At 56.4% G+C, this 16,110-nt stretch carries 11 protein-coding genes and 8 pseudogenes; 7 read left to right on the forward strand and 12 right to left on the reverse strand.

Annotation, left to right across the window (positions count from 1 at the left end):
* Window positions 1-141: 141 nt before the first annotated feature.
* From PSQ19_RS13785 to hemE, 9 genes and pseudogenes are all read right to left on the reverse strand, one after another.
* The gene (locus tag PSQ19_RS13785) at window positions 142-1,008 is read right to left on the reverse strand and encodes a ParB/RepB/Spo0J family partition protein (protein WP_282218199.1); all 867 of its coding nucleotides are present in this window, start codon (window positions 1,006-1,008) and stop codon (window positions 142-144) included.
* A gap of 10 nt (window positions 1,009-1,018) precedes the next feature.
* A complete protein-coding gene (locus PSQ19_RS13790; RefSeq protein ID WP_282218200.1) occupies window positions 1,019-1,819 on the reverse strand; it encodes a ParA family protein in 801 nt (266 codons plus the stop codon).
* A 30-nt stretch (window positions 1,820-1,849) separates the two neighbouring features.
* On the reverse strand, window positions 1,850-2,497 hold the full coding sequence (gene rsmG, locus PSQ19_RS13795; protein ID WP_282218201.1) for a 16S rRNA (guanine(527)-N(7))-methyltransferase RsmG: 648 nt from the start codon (window positions 2,495-2,497) through the stop codon (window positions 1,850-1,852).
* Window positions 2,497-4,361, reverse strand: a pseudogene (mnmG, locus tag PSQ19_RS13800) (tRNA uridine-5-carboxymethylaminomethyl(34) synthesis enzyme MnmG). Before mnmG ends, rsmG begins: the two are co-directional and overlap by 1 nt.
* Before the next feature lie 84 nt (window positions 4,362-4,445).
* Entirely contained in the window at window positions 4,446-4,718 is a 273-nt protein-coding gene (locus PSQ19_RS13805) for a hypothetical protein (RefSeq protein ID WP_282218202.1), read from the reverse strand.
* The gene (gene mnmE / locus PSQ19_RS13810) at window positions 4,684-5,739 is read right to left on the reverse strand and encodes a tRNA uridine-5-carboxymethylaminomethyl(34) synthesis GTPase MnmE (protein ID WP_282218203.1); all 1,056 of its coding nucleotides are present in this window, start codon (window positions 5,737-5,739) and stop codon (window positions 4,684-4,686) included. Before mnmE ends, PSQ19_RS13805 begins: the two co-directional genes overlap by 35 nt.
* A gap of 7 nt (window positions 5,740-5,746) precedes the next feature.
* Window positions 5,747-6,965, reverse strand: a pseudogene (gene rho / locus PSQ19_RS13815) (transcription termination factor Rho).
* A gap of 225 nt (window positions 6,966-7,190) precedes the next feature.
* Window positions 7,191-7,613 carry a protoporphyrinogen oxidase HemJ gene (hemJ, locus tag PSQ19_RS13820; RefSeq protein WP_282218204.1) on the reverse strand — a complete coding sequence of 141 codons (423 nt, stop codon included), beginning with the start codon at window positions 7,611-7,613 and terminating at the stop codon, window positions 7,191-7,193.
* A 4-nt stretch (window positions 7,614-7,617) separates the two neighbouring features.
* Window positions 7,618-8,655 (reverse strand): annotated as a pseudogene (gene hemE, locus PSQ19_RS13825) (uroporphyrinogen decarboxylase).
* Window positions 8,656-9,092: 437 nt separating this feature from the next.
* Here hemE and PSQ19_RS13830 point away from each other — a divergent pair.
* The 4 pseudogenes from PSQ19_RS13830 (at window position 9,093) to dnaQ (ending at window position 11,826) form a co-directional block, all read left to right on the forward strand.
* Window positions 9,093-9,708, forward strand: a pseudogene (locus PSQ19_RS13830) (Maf family protein).
* Window positions 9,705-10,534 (forward strand): annotated as a pseudogene (locus tag PSQ19_RS13835) (shikimate dehydrogenase). The pseudogenes PSQ19_RS13830 and PSQ19_RS13835 overlap by 4 nt, the downstream one beginning before the upstream one ends.
* Window positions 10,535-10,556: 22 nt before the next feature.
* A pseudogene (coaE, locus tag PSQ19_RS13840) lies at window positions 10,557-11,132 on the forward strand (dephospho-CoA kinase); the annotation flags it as partial.
* Window positions 11,129-11,826: pseudogene (gene dnaQ / locus PSQ19_RS13845) on the forward strand (DNA polymerase III subunit epsilon). The pseudogenes coaE and dnaQ, both read left to right, overlap by 4 nt.
* Before the next feature lie 5 nt (window positions 11,827-11,831).
* Here dnaQ and secB read toward each other — a convergent pair.
* Together secB and PSQ19_RS13855 are read right to left on the reverse strand one after the other, a co-directional pair.
* A complete protein-coding gene (gene secB / locus PSQ19_RS13850; RefSeq protein WP_282218206.1) occupies window positions 11,832-12,350 on the reverse strand; it encodes a protein-export chaperone SecB in 519 nt (172 codons plus the stop codon).
* Window positions 12,351-12,431: 81 nt separating this feature from the next.
* The gene (locus PSQ19_RS13855; protein WP_282218207.1) at window positions 12,432-12,881 is read right to left on the reverse strand and encodes an FxsA family protein; all 450 of its coding nucleotides are present in this window, start codon (window positions 12,879-12,881) and stop codon (window positions 12,432-12,434) included.
* A gap of 163 nt (window positions 12,882-13,044) precedes the next feature.
* Here PSQ19_RS13855 and PSQ19_RS13860 point away from each other — a divergent pair, with 163 nt between their 5' ends.
* The 3 genes from PSQ19_RS13860 to PSQ19_RS13870 are packed head-to-tail and all read left to right on the forward strand — an operon-like array spanning window position 13,045 to window position 14,765.
* Window positions 13,045-13,755: a Tim44/TimA family putative adaptor protein gene (locus tag PSQ19_RS13860; RefSeq protein ID WP_282218208.1), complete on the forward strand. Its 711-nt coding sequence runs from the start codon at window positions 13,045-13,047 to the stop codon at window positions 13,753-13,755.
* 24 nt (window positions 13,756-13,779) lie between these two features.
* The gene (locus PSQ19_RS13865) at window positions 13,780-14,358 is read left to right on the forward strand and encodes a Smr/MutS family protein (RefSeq protein ID WP_282218209.1); all 579 of its coding nucleotides are present in this window, start codon (window positions 13,780-13,782) and stop codon (window positions 14,356-14,358) included.
* Window positions 14,355-14,765 carry a helix-turn-helix domain-containing protein gene (locus PSQ19_RS13870; RefSeq protein ID WP_282218210.1) on the forward strand — a complete coding sequence of 137 codons (411 nt, stop codon included), beginning with the start codon at window positions 14,355-14,357 and terminating at the stop codon, window positions 14,763-14,765. The genes PSQ19_RS13865 and PSQ19_RS13870 overlap by 4 nt, the downstream gene beginning before the upstream one ends.
* Here the strand turns inward: PSQ19_RS13870 and hslU are convergent.
* Window positions 14,746-16,081 (reverse strand): annotated as a pseudogene (gene hslU / locus PSQ19_RS13875) (ATP-dependent protease ATPase subunit HslU). The gene PSQ19_RS13870 and the pseudogene hslU sit on opposite strands and share 20 nt — an antisense overlap.
* Window positions 16,082-16,110 lie beyond the last annotated feature (29 nt).

The raw sequence follows: 16,110 nt of genomic DNA on the forward strand, positions 1-16,110 counted from the left end.
TTACCGAGCGACTGCAACTAGCTACGCGCGACACCCGTCGTCAACCGGCGCTTGCTGAAACAATGCTGCGCCGGACGTTCCTCGCGCTCTGCATGATGGCTGCCACCCGCTGAGCAAACGTTTCACGTGAAACCAACCGGGCTAATGTCCGGTTAGCTTGGCACAGATGCCATCCAACTGCTCCAAGGTCTTGTAGCGAATTTCGACCTTGCCGCCAGAATCGCTGTGTGACAGGGCAACCGATAGACCAAGCGCATCGGCAAGCCGCCGTTCTAACGCGACAGTATCGGCGTCACGCTCAGCGCGAACCGTCTTGTTCTTGGGCGACGATTCTCGCTGTTGGCTCAGCGCCTCGGCCTCGCGCACTGACAAACCACTCCCTACGATCTGCCGCGCCAGTGTCCCAGGATCATCGGCGGTGATCAAGGTGCGTGCATGACCCGCCGTTAGCGCGCCGCTCGAGACCATGTCGCGCACATCTTCTGGTAGGCGCAGCAGTCGCATCGTATTGGCTACATGCGAGCGACTTTTACCAATGACCTGCGCCAGATCCTGCTGGGTATAATCGAACTGCTCGATCAGCTGCCCATACCCCATCGCCTCTTCGAGCGGGTTTAAATCGGCGCGCTGTACATTCTCGATGATTGCGAGCTCAAGCGCCTCTTTGTCGTCGACCTCGCGAACGATAACAGGCACATCGTGCAAGCCGGCACGCTGTGCGGCACGCCAGCGGCGCTCCCCCGCAATGATCTCAAAAATATTGGGATCGTCGCTCGGCCGCACCAGCAATGGCTGCATGACGCCTTTTTCACGAATGGAATTGGTCAACTCTTCGAGTTGATCGTTATCAAAAGTGCGCCGCGGATTGGCGCGATTCGCCGTAATGAACTCAACGGGAAGTCGCTTGACGCCACTACCGCTTTCGGCGATGCGTTGACCATCCATCGTCGCCATATCGCCGATCAACGCCGCCAGACCACGCCCCAAACGGGAAGGTTTATCATTCATTTCCATGTCCTCACGCCGCTGCCAGATGCCGCTCGCGACGAATTACTTCCGTCGCCAGACGCAGATAGGCCTGACTTCCCGCGCATTTCAGGTCATAAAGCAAGGCTGGCTTGCCATAAGAAGGTGCCTCGCTCAGCCGCACGTTACGCGGAATCACCGTGTCATATACCAGATCACCCATTTCCTGTCGCACGTCCTGCAAGACCTGTTCGGAGAGATTGTTGCGCTTGTCAAACATGGTCATGACGACGCCCTGAATGGAAAGCCTCGGATTGAGCGTTGATCGTATTTGCTCAATCGTTTGCAGCAGTTGACTCAAGCCTTCCAGCGCAAAAAACTCGCACTGCAACGGCACAAGCACGGCGTCGGCAGCGACTAACGAGTTGACGGTCAACAAGTTGAGTGAGGGCGGGCAATCAATCAGCACATAACTGACCGGCTTGTCGTTGATTGACAATTCATCCACGGCCTTGAAGGCATTGCGAAGTTTGAATGCACGATCCGCCTGGCTGGCAATTGTCAATTCAACGCCCAACAAGTCCATGGTTGAGGGAATAATCGCAACATTGGGAACACTTGTCATCACCGCCGCGTCGGCGACCCTGGTTTCACCCAACAGCAAGTCATAGGCCGAAATTTCGCGGTCAACCCGTGATATCCCCAATCCCGTAGACGCATTGCCCTGCGGGTCCAGATCAACAATCAAAACACGCTCACCAATCGCCGCCAACGCAGTTGCCAGATTGATCGCTGTGGTGGTTTTCCCTACACCACCCTTCTGATTGGCCAGTGTCAATATACGCGGAGCCAAGTCGGCCTCCAAAGCTGTTGCCGCAAACATTTATTTCGAAACCAGATTACTCAGTGCGAGCAGCACACCGTCTTCGGCGGTGTCGCTATTGGTTGATAACACGTTAAAGCGCCATTTAGCACCCGCCTCAGCGAGTTCTTCAACATGTTCCCGACCTTTGTGCAAGATTGCACGGGTGTGTGCGCCAAAAAACGGCGCGATCATGCCGCAAAGCTGAGGAAGCGGGGCCAATGCCCGAGAGGTAATCACGTCAAATGCTGGCGTTTCACGTGAATCAATCTCCTCACTCCGCCGACCATCGACTTGAACCGCAAGCCCAAGCTCTCGCGCCACCGTTCGCAAGAAACTGACTTTTCGCCCGTTCGGCTCGATCAGCAGAAACGTCGCCCCAGTACCTTTTAATGCGATAGCCATCGGTAGCGCCGGAAACCCGCCACCGCTGCCCAGATCAAGAAATTGGCGATCCGTCGGCAATAGCAGCGAGAGTATTTGTAGACTGTCGAGAAAGTGTCGCGACCAAATGGTAGTCAGTGTTTCACGTGAAACAAGATTCTGAATTCGTTGCCACTTTCTCAGGAGTTCAGAATAGGATTCTAAATCCGCAAGGATAGAGTCGTGAGGACGGACGCAGTCCCTTAAATGGGCCTTGAGTTGAGCCGATTCGGCAGCCCCTATCATCACGCAGACTTTCGCGCCGTACCACGACGGATCACCGCCAATAGCAAGGTAATTGCCGCTGGCGTCATACCGTCAATCGCTTGGGCATGAGCAATGGTGCGGGAGAAAACTGTCGCAACTTCTGGCGGATCTCAATAGACAGCCCGCCAATAGCCTCATAGTCCACCCACTCGGGAATGGCGCGGCCCTCGTCGCGCTGCACCGCCGCTATATCAGCCGCTTGCCGGTCCAGATAGACAGCATACTGCGCGTCCACCAATAGTTGATCAAGATATTGCGGTGCAATATCAGATATTTGCGGAAAAAGAACTTTCACCGCCTCGACGTCAATATTGGGATAGGACAATAGATCAAATGCCGTGCGCCGCTTACCATCAGCATTGAGCGACACTCCCGCCCTGCTCGCCGCGCTCGGCGTAATACTCAGCGCATTGAGTAATTGCCGCCCGGCATCCAGTTTCTCGGCTTTTTCGCGATATAGGCTCGCCACGATAGTCGCCGACCAGTCCGGTGTCGATTCCAATCTGGGTCAAACGTTGGTCGGCATTGTCGGCCCGCAGATGCAGCCGAAACTCGGCACGAGAGGTAAACATGCGATAAGGTTCGGAAACGCCGCGCGTCACCAGATCGTCAACCATGACACCGATATAGCTTTGCGTGCGTGACAGAATAAGCTCTAATTCACCCTTGGCGGCCAATGCCGCGTTGGCGCCAGCGAGTAGACCCTGTGCCCCTGCCTCCTCATAACCGGTTGTGCCGTTGATTTGTCCGGCAAGATAGAGACCCGGTAAACGCTTTAGTTCGAGCGTATGTCGTAGGCTCACGTGGATCCACATGATCATACTCAATTGCGTATCCGGACCGGACGATCCGTACACCCCCAACCCCGGCATTGATTGCAGGAACGCGAGGCTGAACGTCGGCAGGCAGGGATGTTGAGAGACCATTGGGATAGATCGTCGGATCGTCCAGTCCTTCAGGTTCAAGAAAAATCTGGTGGCTATCACGATCGGCAAAGCGAACAATCTTGTCTTCAATAGAGGGACAATATCTTGGCCCACGACTTTGAATTCTGCCGGAGTACATGGCAGAACGATGTATATTGTCGGCGATAATCCGATGCGTTTCCGCGGTGGTCCTGGTAACAAAGCAACTAACTTGCGGGTTCGTGATGCAATCAGTGAGGGCGGAAAACGGTTCCGGCGGCTGGTCACCACGCTGTTCATCGAGCACTGCATAATCGATACTGGTGCCATCAAGTCGCGCCGGTGTGCCGGTCTTTAAACGTCCCAACTGAAGGCCTAGAACCTCCAGTCGGCGGGACAGGCCCAGCACCGGTTTTTCACCCACGCGCCCAGCCGGGATTGTTTCCTCGCCACGATGGATCAGACCGCGCAAAAAAGTACCAGTAGTCAGCACCACCGCATGGGTAGTCAGTAGACGACCGTCCAACAACGACACGCCGGACACAACACCGTCGTCGACCTTCAAATCGTCGACTTCGCCTTCAATGACGTCAAGGTATGGCTGCGCCGCTATAGCTTTTTGCATCGCCTGCCGGTAGAGCTTTCGATCGGCCTGCGCACGCGGACCACGCACCGCCGGGCCTTTGCGACGATTGAGTACGCGAAACTGAATGCCGGCAGCGTCGGCAATCCGACCCATTAGGCCATCCAGGGCATCTATTTCCCGAACCAGATGACCTTTTCCCAGACCGCCAATGGCCGGGTTGCAGGCTCATCTCGCCTATTGTTGCGAATTTGTGGGTGATCAGCGCTGTGGGTACACCGAGGCGTGCAGACGCCGCAGCGGCTTCGCATCCAGCGTGACCACCACCCACAACGATGACGGCATAGTCAGTCATGACATTATTCCTGTGAGCCGCCTATTTAGAGCAATGTTTCACGTGAATCAATTTCTTTGCGTCACACGCAATGTTTCACGTGAGTCATTTCCCGATGCAAAAGCTGGAAAACAACCGATCCAGCACGTGTTCGGCATCAATTTTGCCAATAAGTCGTTCAAGGGCCTGCGAACTGAGGCGCAGTGATTCGGCTGCAAGTTCTGGCGCGTCAAGATGAGCGAGTGACTTCGTCAAACCGTCAATGCCGTGCTCAAGTGCCGCCCGGTCTCGCTCACGACTTACCAAAACCGGTTCACCAACACCCGCCACCTCTTTAGCGAATTTAGACAGCTGCAGTTTTAGGCTCGACCATGCCATCACCGCTTGTCGCCGACGTATGGAGCATAGCAGGCTCAACGCGACCCAAATCAGACTTGGTGGCAACAGTCCAAATGGGTCCTTCAGTGGCAGGCGCTGCGGCGTCATGTTGATCGGGTGCCACCAGCCACAGCGTCAAGTCGGCCCGAGCTATCTCTGCACGCGCGCGTCTAACACCTTCAGCCTCGGCTAGACTGGTGGTATCTCGCAATCCTGCCAAATCCAGTAGCACTATTAACTGTCCGTCAATATCGAGCGGCACCTCACGGACATCGCGCGTCGTCCCCGCCTCGGCGGTGACTATGGCAACCTCGGAGTTCGCCAGTGCATTAAGAAGGCTGGATTTTCCTGCATTTGGCGCCCCCGCCATGGCCACGCGTAATCCCTCCCTAACGATACGCCCGCGCGCTACGCCCTCGAGCGCGAATTCCAACTCCTGGCGCAACGTAATGATCTGGGTTGCAAAATTGTCGGGCAAAGCGCCGACGTCGCCCTCATCTGAAAAATCAAGTTGGGCTTCGATTTCGGCGCGCAGGCCAAGAATTTGATTGAGCCAGGCCGCAATCTTGTCGCTCAACCCACCTTCGAATCGCGCCAGCGCCTGGCGGTGTTGGTTTTCCGTCTCCGCATTGAGCAGATCGCCCAGCCCCTCAACGGCCACCAGATCCAGCTTACCGTTTTCGAATGCTCGCTGGGTAAACTCGCCGGCATCTGCAAAGCGCGCTCCAAGCGCTGTCAATTTTCGCAGAATGGCGCGCACGCCAGCTGGCGATCCATGCACCTGTAGCTCGGCGCAATCCTCACCGGTAAAACTATGAGGTCCCGGAAAATAGACCACCAGTCCACGATCCAACAGAGTGTCAGCACCAATCGCCCGTAGCACCATCTGGCGCGGCTTGGGCACCTCACCAATCAGTTTTTCGAGAAGAGAGTGTGTCCGCGGCCCCGACAGTCGAATAACCGCGACACCTGACGGTAGTGCACCAGAGGATAGTGCCGCAATTGTATCGTCAGGACGCATTATTGTGTCAGGTATTCATCGAATCGAAGAAGTCGGAGTTTGTTTTAGTTTGGCGAATCTTGTCCATCAAAAATTCCATTGCATCAATAGTACCCATCGGCGTGAGAATACGACGCAATACATACATTTTCTTCAAAATGTCGGGTTCTACCAGTAACTCTTCCTTGCGTGTGCCAGACTTGGTGATGTCCAGAGCCGGGAACACGCGCTTGTCGGCAACCTTGCGGTCAAGAATAATTTCCGAGTTACCTGTGCCTTTGAACTCTTCAAAGATCACTTCGTCCATACGGCTGCCAGTATCAATGAGCGCCGTTGAAATAATGGTCAGCGATCCGCCGTCCTCGATATTACGCGCCGCACCAAAGAATCGCTTTGGCCGCTGCAGCGCGTTGGCATCAACACCACCGGTCAAAACCTTGCCCGATGAGGGCACCACAGTATTGTACGCACGACCCAGTCGGGTGATGGAGTCAAGCAGAATGACCACGTCCCGCTTGTGCTCGACCAATCGCTTGGCTTTTTCGATAACCATTTCAGCGACTTGAACATGCCGACTGGCCGGTTCGTCAAAGGTTGAGGAGATAACCTCGCCCTTGACCGATCGCTGCATGTCTGTAACTTCCTCGGGCCGTTCATCGATTAGCAGAACGATAAGATAGCATTCGGGATGATTGGTGGCGATTGATTGTGCAATATTTTGCAACAATACCGTTTTACCCGTGCGTGGAGGCGCAACGATCAAGGCGCGCTGTCCTTTGCCCAGGGGTGCAACCAGATCGAGTATTCGCGCACTACGATCCTTGAGTGTCGGATCGGGCAATTCCATCTGTAATCGCTCTTCAGGATAGAGCGGTGTCAGATTATCAAAGTTGATCTTGTGGCGCACATTCTCCGGGTCTTCGAAATTAATCGTATTGACCTTGAGCAGCGCAAAATATCGCTCGCCTTCCTTGGGCGATCGGATCTGCCCCTCAACTGTATCGCCAGTACGCAGCGAAAAACGCCGGATTTGGGAGGGGCTGACGTAAATATCGTCCGGCCCTGGCAGATAATTGGCATCAGGCGATCGCAGAAAGCCAAATCCATCAGGCAGGACCTCGACCACACCCTCGCCGGTGATGTCGACATCCTTGTCGGCAAGGCTCCTTGAGGATTGCAAACATCAGTTCCTGTTTGCGCATGGTCGAGGCATTCTCGACCTCGTGTTCTTCGGCAAATACCAACAGTTCGGCTGGTGTCTTGGCCTTAAGGCTCGCTGAGCTTCATATTCTGCATGTGGAGGATGACCCTTTAGGGAAATCAGAGTGAGGCGGGAATTATTGAAGGAGGGATAGCACCGCGACGGTGATCAGGATTGATCGAACACTATGGATGCGATGCACTCCCATAACGCGAAGCGATCCGCGATTCAAGATTGAAACCGGAAAAGCCGCCGATTCACGTGAAACAGCCTAAAATGGCCGCACGATGACCATGATGACGATAATGATCATCGCGACGGTCGGCACTTCATTGATCAGGCGAAAATATTTGGCCGGCTTTTGGTTCGCATCCTTGGCGAATCGCTTGAAATGACCAGCCAGATGGCCGTGAAAAGCTGAAAGTACCAGGACGAAAAACGCCTTGACCCAGGGCCAGCCCTGCGACCAGTCGATAAAACCCGCAGCAATCATCCACAGCCCGAAAATAAACGTCGCGATCATCGCCGGATTGATGATGCCGCGCAAAAGGCGCCGCTCCATGATCTTGAAGGTCTCCGACTGTACAGAGCCGATTTCTGCATCCGCGTGATAGACAAAAAGTCGTGGCAAATAGAGCATCCCCGCCATCCAGGCAATGACCGAGATCACATGCGCCGCCTTGACCCATTCCATGGCTTTATCCTTTTTTGACCAGTTCGACTAACCGCGCCACATGCTCGATCGGCGTTTGTGGAACAATGCCATGACCCAGATTGAATATGTGCGGACGTTGGGAAAAGCCTTCGATAATATCGAGGGCCCGCGCCTCCATCTGCTCACCGCCGACAACCAGCCTGAGCGGGTCAAGATTACCTTGAACCCCGAAATTGCCCGGCAACACCGCATTGGCAAAGGCCAACGGCGTAGCGTAATCAAGTCCCACTATGTTGACTTTGGTGGCATCGACATAAGCTCTGATCATCCCGCCCGCACCGCGCGGAAAACCAATGATTGGTGCATTCGGTATCCGTTGGCGCAAACCCTCGATTATGCGCCGGTTTGGCTCAATGACATGGCGCGCAAACGCCAGGCTCATCAAGATTTAGCGCCCAGGCTCTCAAACAATTGCACCACATCGGCGCCGGCTTTGAACTGCGCTTCAAGATAATCGATGCTGACCCTCACCAGCATATCGAGCAGTTTGGCAAAGGCGTCAGGATGCTGAAGGGCAAACAATCGCGCAATAGCCTGGTCGGGTGATCCGCGGCCGCCCAGCATATAGGTAGCCACAGTCCAGGGAGAGCCACAGAAGCCGATCAGGGTCGTTTCGGGCGCCAGTGTGCTGCGCAACCGGCCAAGCGTCTCAAAAACCGGGCTTAGATGCTCGAGCAGCCGTTCGGGTCGCAGTCGAGCCAGTGTTTCAACACCCAATGGTTCAAGGACTGGTCCTTCACCCTCGGCGAACCGTACCGACTGGCCCAATGCATCGGGAATAACCAGAATGTCCGAAAACAGAATGGCGGCGTCCAGATCAAACCGCCGTAGCGGCTGCAAAGCTCACCTCAACGGCTAGGTCAGGCGTATAGCACAGATCAAGGAACCCTTTGGAGCGGGCGCGCGTTTCACGATATTCAGGCAGATAACGGCCCGCCTGACGCATGATCCAGATCGGTGGCCGTTCCTGTCGCTGGCCGAGCACCGTGGCAAGCAACGGCTTATGGACCGCAGCGCTCATGAAAACCGACCCTTCAAAATCCTATTAAAGAGTCTTTCTTTCTTTATCTTTATTATCATGGATGTGTTTTGCCCCAATTCACGCCTCTTAACAATCTGACCCTGTCGCGACACAAGGGCACAGCACTATGGTTAACCGGGTGTTAACAACGCCGGCGAGGCTGTGGGTTAATAGAACGTTAAGACAGGTTAACGAAGCGTTAATCGGGTGCTGTTGGCGGCTAAATCGTGCAGGCTCGGCATGTGCATAAACGGCGTACTCTTGCCTTTCCACATTTTGGCTTATCCCCAAACCTTTCCCACGTGGTCAACACCGATGCCCCCAGGTTGAATTGTTAACGAATTATGAAGCTGGTCGAATAACTTTGTCCAACTGCAAAATCGACGCCCAATAACCACAAACTGGGCTTGAGCTGGGGATGACAGTGTGGAAAACCTATGGCCATGTTGATCCTCGCTTCAAAGAGTAAAACCCGCCAAGCGCTGCTCCGTCAGGCTGGCTTGAGCTTTACCAGCACACCGGCGACTGTCGACGAGCGGGCACTGGAAACCGAAGCCTTGAACAGTGGCGCCGATGCGCGCGACATTGCCAGTCTGCTCGCCATCGCCAAAGCCCGCGCGGTCGCCCGGCAAAATCCCGGAGCACTGGTCATTGGTGCCGATCAGACACTGGCACTGGGCAGTGAACTGCTTCACAAACCGCGCGATCGTGATGATGCCATAGCCCAGGCTCGACCGCCTCGCGGGCAAGACCCATCGCCTGCATGCCGGCATAGCCCTTGTGCGCGATGATGCCATTTTGTGGTCAAGCCTTGAAACCGCGGAATTGTCGATGCGGGAATTTTCTGCCGCCGAGCGCGACTTTGTCCTGACCCTTGAGGGCGCCTCGGCGTTGGAATCGGTGGGCGGGTATCGGCTCGAAGGGCCCTCTATACGATTGTTCGAAGCGGTGTCGGGTGACTATTTCACCATTTTGGGCTTACCCCTGCTACCGCTTCTGGCGGCCCTGCGCGCCATTGCACCAGATTGCCTTTTGGAAACCCCAGCGCCGTGACCACCAAAGCCTTTGTCATTGGCCATCCAATCCGGCATTCGCGCTCGCCGATTATTCATGGCCACTGGTTGGATGCGTTTTCGATCGATGGCGCCTATGAGGCAATTGAGGTTGAGCCGACCGCCCTGGATAGCTTTTTCGAACGGCTTCGGTCGGGCGAATTTGCCGGCGGCAATGTAACCATCCCGCACAAGGAAGCGGTTTTTGTCCTCTGCGATAGTGTTGATCCGTTGGCGCGCGCCATCGGCGCCGTCAACACGCTGGTTGTCGACAATGGCAAAGTGCATGGCACCAACACCGATTATCTGGGGTTTCTGGGCAATCTTGATGCCGCAGCGCCTGGATGGTCGGATCATTTAGAGCACGCCATTGTGCTCGGCGCTGGCGGCGCGGCGCGGGCTATTCTGGTGGCGCTGGCCAGTCGAAATATCCCGGCGGTGCATATTCTTAATCGTACCTTGGCCACCGCTCAAAAACTGGCGGCTGAAATCAAGGGACCATTCCAGAGCCACCCGTTCAATGCCTTTCCCCGGTTGGCGCCCGAAACCGGTCTTGTTGTCAACACAACCTCCATCGGCATGCATGGAACCGCCTTTGAAGCGCTTGACCTGTCATGGCTGCCCAAGACAGCGCTGGTAACCGATATTGTTTATACGCCCCTGGTGCCCCCCTGCTGGCCGACGCACAACGGCTGGGACTGGCGACAGTGGATGGGTTGGGCATGTTGCTGCATCAAGCGGTGCCCGGCTTTGAGGCCTGGTTTGGCAAGCGGCCGCAGGTCGACGACGCCTTGCGCGACAAGATCGCCGCGACGCTGGAGGTCTGATATGTGGCGCATCGGGTTGACTGGATCCATCGCTTCGGGAAAATCAACGATTCTGGATGCTTTTGCGGCACTGGATGTGCCGGTATTTTCGGCAGACCGCGCTGTTCACGATCTCTATGCCGGACCAGCAGTTGCCGAGGTCGCCAAACTCTTTCCCGACGCCATAATCAACGGCATCGTTGACCGACAAACACTCGGCGCCGAACTGACAAAAGACCCACAGCGGCTGGAAGCTTTGGAGGCACTGATTCATCCGATGGTGCGAGAGCGCATTGCGGAGTTTTTCGAGAAGGCCGCGAGCGATGGTGCAGCCTTGGCTGTGGTCGAAGTGCCGCTGCTGTTTGAATCGGGCCACGATTACGGTTTTGATGCTATCGCGGTGACGCTAGTGGACGCGGTGACGCAGCGCCAGCGCGCGTTGGCCCGTCCCGGTATGACCGTGGAAAAGCCCGACGCTATCCTTGCTCGTCAGCTGCCGCAGGCCCAAAAGAGAGAACGTGCCACCTATTTGTTTGATAGTGCTGGCACGATCAAGCAAAATCAGGAAATGGTCGCGGCCCTGGTCGCCGCGATCCGGGCACGTCAGGCAAAGCCATGAACCGGGAAATCGTCCTCGATACCGAAACCACGGGTCTATCACCCGCCAACGGTGATCGGTTGGTGGAAATTGGCTGCGTTGAACTGATCAACCAATTGCCGACCGGCAAGACATTTCACAAATACTGCAACCCGCAACGCGACATGCCCGAGGAGGCATTTAGGGTTCATGGACTTTCGGCCGATTTTCTCGCCGACAAGCCGCTGTTTGATGCCGTCGCTGAAGAATTCCTGCAATTCATCGGTGACGCCACGCTGGTCATTCACAATGCTTCGTTCGACATGGGCTTTCTCAACCATGAAATGGAACGTACAAAGCGCCCCTCATTACCCAACGATGTCGTTGATACGGTGACACTGGCCCGCCAGGTTCACCCCGGTGCCCGGGTCAGCCTTGACGCCTTGTGCAAACTTTACGGCATAGACAATTCACGTCGCACCCTGCACGGGGCGTTACTCGACAGTGAAATCCTAGCTGAGGTCTATCTCGAACTTCGTGGCGGACGGCAGGGTGGGTTTGCCCTGAATGCGCAAACGACCGTGTCTGCCGCCGAAGCCGTCGCCAATATTGCTGTGGCCGCCCGGCGCCCGACGCCGTTGCCGCCGCGCCTGACGCCAGTCGAAGAAAAAAACACCAAGCATTGTTGGAAACGCTTGGTGCCGAATCGATCTGGGCCAAGTATGGCGCCAAATAGCGCAATCAATTCGGTTTGCTGTCTTCGGGCGTTGTCGCGCCACCTTCTGCTTGCTGCTTGGCGGCCAGCGTGGCCAGATTCTGACGATAGATCGCCGAAAAATCCACTGGTTCCATCATCAGGGGCGGGAAACCGCCCTGCTGGGTGACGCCAGCCAATACCTGCCGGGCGAATGGGAAAATCAGCCGTGGGCACTCGATCATCAGCAACTGGCTGAGCTGGGCCTCGGGAATGTTTTGCAAACGGAACACCCCGCCATAGACCAACTCGACATTGAACAGGACCTTGGTTTCGCGGGTCGCCTTGGCGTTCAGCGTCAACTCGACCGCATAGATGTCATCGCTCTGTTTCTTGACGCCGACGCTGATGGACACATTGAATGTCGGCTGACCCGACCCCAGCATGATCGATGCCGGAGCATCGGGATTTTCAAATGAGAGATCGCGAATATATTGCCCAACGAGGTTCATCGCGGGAGCCGCACCGGCCTCGGGCGTTGTGCCGGCCTGATTGTCGTCAGCCATTTCATGTCCTTTTCGCATTAAAGCTTTGCGGGGTGGCTAGCATCTTTGACAACACTGGTAAAGCGCTGGCAATGTGCGCCTTTAACTCGGGCGGTAGTCGTCATCGTCGAGATCGATTGTGCCGGGGCGCTTGACCTGGGGTTGCTCGCGACCCGGCGTCTGGCTGGCGCTGGCGTGCACGACAACACGGCTGGCAAACGCGCGATAGATCCAGCCACGCACTGGCGGTAGCAGCAATAATAGTGCCACCGCGTCGCTGAACAGGCCGGGCAATAGCAGGAATACCGCTGCAACGCCCAACATCATCGCCTCGGCTAGCGGTTGGCCTGGCATTTGGCCGCTGTTAAGACTGGTCTGGATCTGGCGCAGGATGGTCAAGCCTTGGTGCCGCAACAGTATGACACCACCAATGGCCCCCAGAATCACCAGCCCTAACGTTGGCCACAAGCCGATCGTTTGACCGACCTTGATGAACAGGGCAATTTCAATGATGGGGAGCAATAAAAAGCCGATGATAAGGATACGAGCCACGTAATCGGTCCAATTTGTTAAGCCACATGGCAAATTGATGTGATAATTCGCCCAAACGTGAACTGGTTTCAAGGTGAAGCATTGCCTATATATAGGTAGACATCGACGCTCTGCGAGCGCGCGACCGCATCTTCGCCGCGCCAATGAACAGGTAATCAGGCCCATGAACGAATTTTTTGATCTCCCCACCCTTATCGTTATCGGCTTGGCCATTGTCATTCTGTTTCGCCTGCGGTCCGTATTGGGCACCAGGACTGGCAACGAACGCCCGCCGGTCGAGCGACACAAATCGGGCGAGGTCAAGAGCGACGATACCGTTGTGCCAATGCGGCCGCGCGGCGTAACCAACCCCGAACTTGACGATGAATTTCGTGCCCGCAAGATCGAGGCCGAGATTGAGCAGTTCGCGCGCGACAACGCGCCACTGGCCGCCGGCCTCAAGGCGGTCGCCGAAGCCGATCAGACCTTTATGCCAAAATCATTCCTTGAAGGGGCCAAGCAGGCCTATGAAATGATTGTCACCAGTTTTGCCGCGGGCGACCGGGCTACGCTCAAGAATCTTTTGGAAAAAGATGTGTTCGAAGGCTTCCAGAGCGCCATCGCAGAGCGGGAGGCGGCCAAGCAAAGCGTTGATTTTACATTTGTTGGCCTGCCCAAGGTTGAAATTTCCGAGGCCGAGTACGACAAGAAAAACGTTACCGTCACCGTGCGCTTTCACGCCGAGGTGGTGTCCGCCACCCGCGACAAGGATGGCAATCTGGTGGAGGGCAATGCCGATCAGGTGCAATCCATTGCCGACGAATGGAGCTTTACGCGCAATCCAAAATCGCGCGATCCTAACTGGAAAGTGAGTTCCACCAGCCAGTTGAACTGATTCGATTGGCTGCGGAGACAGGCTATGGCAAAGCGCGATGCCAAGCGCCTGGCGGATTTTCACCTATGGACGGCGGTTGCCGAAACCGTCGATCCCCTACGGCCAAAGCGGTTGTATAAAATCGCCCAGGGGCCGCTTCCCATACCCGATACCGCTGTTCATCCGAGCCCGCCCGCACCGCAAAAGCCGCGTCGCGCCGCGCCCATCACCATGCCGGCCTATCAGGCGCCGCCCGCGCCGAAACGCCATCCGGGTCACGCTATCGAGCCGCGCCTTCGCCGCAAGGTCGCCCGCGGCCGCATCGAAATTAACGGCACCATTGATCTGCACGGCATGCGCCAAACCGAAGCCCATCAGGCGCTCAACCGATTTGTCCGCGCCCGCGTGGCCCGCGGCGACCGCACCATTTTGGTAATTACCGGCAAGGGTCTGCGCCAGTCCGACGATTTGGCCACAACATTTATCGAGCGCGGCATTCTGCGCGCCATGCTGCCCATGTGGCTTTCCGAACCGGGCCTTGCCCCGATGATCGCTGGCTGGAACGCAGCCGCCCAGCATCATGGTGGTGACGGCGCCTACTATGTGAGGTTGCGGCGACCATGACCCCATTAGGTGCACGTTTGCGCGCCATGCGTGAAGAGCGCGGCATATCGCTTAAACAGATGGCCGCAGCGCTCAATGTGTCGAGCGCTTATCTGTCGGCACTTGAACACGGTCGGCGTGGCCTGCCCACCGGCTTTTTGCTGCATCGCATCATCGCGTTTTTCAACGTCATTTGGGACGAAGCCGAAGAATTGCAGCGGCTCGCCGAAATCAGCGATCCCAAAATTACCATTGATACCGGGGGCATGGTGCCAGAAGCCACCGAACTGACCAATCGGCTGGCCGCCGATATCTCTCGGCTGTCGGTTGAAGATCTGGCATTCCTGCGCACCGAACTGGTGCGGCGCTCTGGCAAGGCCAAGAGCCTGACGCCGCACCCCATCGTTATTAGAGCACGAACCGGCTAAGATCCTCATCACCAGCCAGGACACCGACCTTGTCTGCAACAAAGGCGCGGTCGATATCGATGGTTTCCCCGTGCTTGTCCGGCGCGTCGAACGAGATGTCCTCGACCAGTCGTTCCATCACCGTCTGCAACCGTCGTGCACCGATATTCTCTACCGTCGCATTGACCTTGACGGCGGCGTCCGCGATGGCCTCGATGGCATTGTCGGAAAACACCAGCGTCACACCTTCAGTCCCCATCAAGGCGACATATTGCTTGATCAGGCTCGCTTCGGTGTCATTGAGGATGCGCACGAAATCGTCGCGCGTCAGCGCCTTGAGTTCAACACGGATCGGCAAGCGGCCCTGTAGCTCGGGCAACAGGTCAGATGGTTTTGAAACGTGAAAGGCACCCGAGGCAATGAACAGGATATGGTCAGTCTTGACCGGACCATATTTGGTCGAAACCGTCGTGCCTTCGATCAGTGGCAGCAGATCGCGCTGCACGCCTTCCCGGCTCACATCCCCCCCACCACGACCCTCGCGGCTGGCAATCTTGTCGATTTCATCGAGAAAAACGATGCCGTGGTTTTCAACCAGATCAACAGCCTCGACCTTGAGCGCTTCCTGGTCCAGCAACTTGTCGGCTTCCTCGGTTACCAGCAGGTCATAGCCTCTCCTTGACTTTGAGCTTGCGTTTGACGCCGCGCCCGCCCATCGCCTTGCCGAACATTTCCGACAGATTGATCATCCCCACATTCCCCCCTGCATGCCGGGCATTTCAAACATGCCGGTGCCGGGCGAGGGCGCAAGCTCAATTTCTATCTCGCTGTCGTCCAATTCGTTCGCCCGCAGTTTCTTGCGGAAACTGTCGCGCGTTGAGGGCGTGGCGGAGGTACCGACTAGCGCGTCAAGTACCCGTTCTTCGGCATTGTGATGGGCCTGCGCTTGTACGTCGGCGCGGCGCTTGTCCCGCAATAGCGACAGGCCAGATTCGACCAGGTCGCGCACGATCTGCTCCACATCGCGGCCAACATAACCCACCTCGGTGAATTTGGTTGCTTCGACCTTGATGAACGGCGCCTGGGCCAGCCGCGCCAACCGACGGGCGATTTCGGTCTTGCCCACGCCGGTGGGGCCGATCATCAAAATATTCTTCGGGCTGACTTCACGACGCAGGCTCCTCCGGCAATTGCTGACGGCGCCAACGGTTGCGCAGGGCCACGGCGACGGCACGCTTGGCGTCATTCTGGCCAACAATATTGCGATCAAGTTCGGAGACGATCTCGCGCGGCGAAAAATTGGTGTCGGACACGTTGTCCCTTTCCGGATCGCTCATTGAGCCGATCCATTTGCGGTGGCTGCCGA

It is taken from the genome of Devosia algicola (assembly GCF_028816455.1).
Lineage (GTDB): Bacteria > Pseudomonadota > Alphaproteobacteria > Rhizobiales > Devosiaceae > Devosia > Devosia algicola.

What these genes read in the sequence shown, in the direction of transcription:
- PSQ19_RS13785 (WP_282218199.1), bottom strand. Translation starts at nt 1,008, where the DNA reads ATGAATGATAAACCTTCCCGTTTGGGGCGTGGTCTGGCGGCGTTGATC.
- rsmG (WP_282218201.1), bottom strand. Translation starts at nt 2,497, where the DNA reads ATGATAGGGGCTGCCGAATCGGCTCAACTCAAGGCCCATTTAAGGGAC.
- PSQ19_RS13805 (WP_282218202.1), bottom strand. Translation starts at nt 4,718, where the DNA reads ATGGCATGGTCGAGCCTAAAACTGCAGCTGTCTAAATTCGCTAAAGAG.
- mnmE (WP_282218203.1), bottom strand. Translation starts at nt 5,739, where the DNA reads ATGCGTCCTGACGATACAATTGCGGCACTATCCTCTGGTGCACTACCG.
- hemJ (WP_282218204.1), bottom strand. Translation starts at nt 7,613, where the DNA reads ATGGAATGGGTCAAGGCGGCGCATGTGATCTCGGTCATTGCCTGGATG.
- secB (WP_282218206.1), bottom strand. Translation starts at nt 12,350, where the DNA reads ATGGCTGACGACAATCAGGCCGGCACAACGCCCGAGGCCGGTGCGGCT.
- PSQ19_RS13860 (WP_282218208.1), top strand. Translation starts at nt 13,045, where the DNA reads ATGAACGAATTTTTTGATCTCCCCACCCTTATCGTTATCGGCTTGGCC.
- PSQ19_RS13865 (WP_282218209.1), top strand. Translation starts at nt 13,780, where the DNA reads ATGGCAAAGCGCGATGCCAAGCGCCTGGCGGATTTTCACCTATGGACG.
- PSQ19_RS13870 (WP_282218210.1), top strand. Translation starts at nt 14,355, where the DNA reads ATGACCCCATTAGGTGCACGTTTGCGCGCCATGCGTGAAGAGCGCGGC.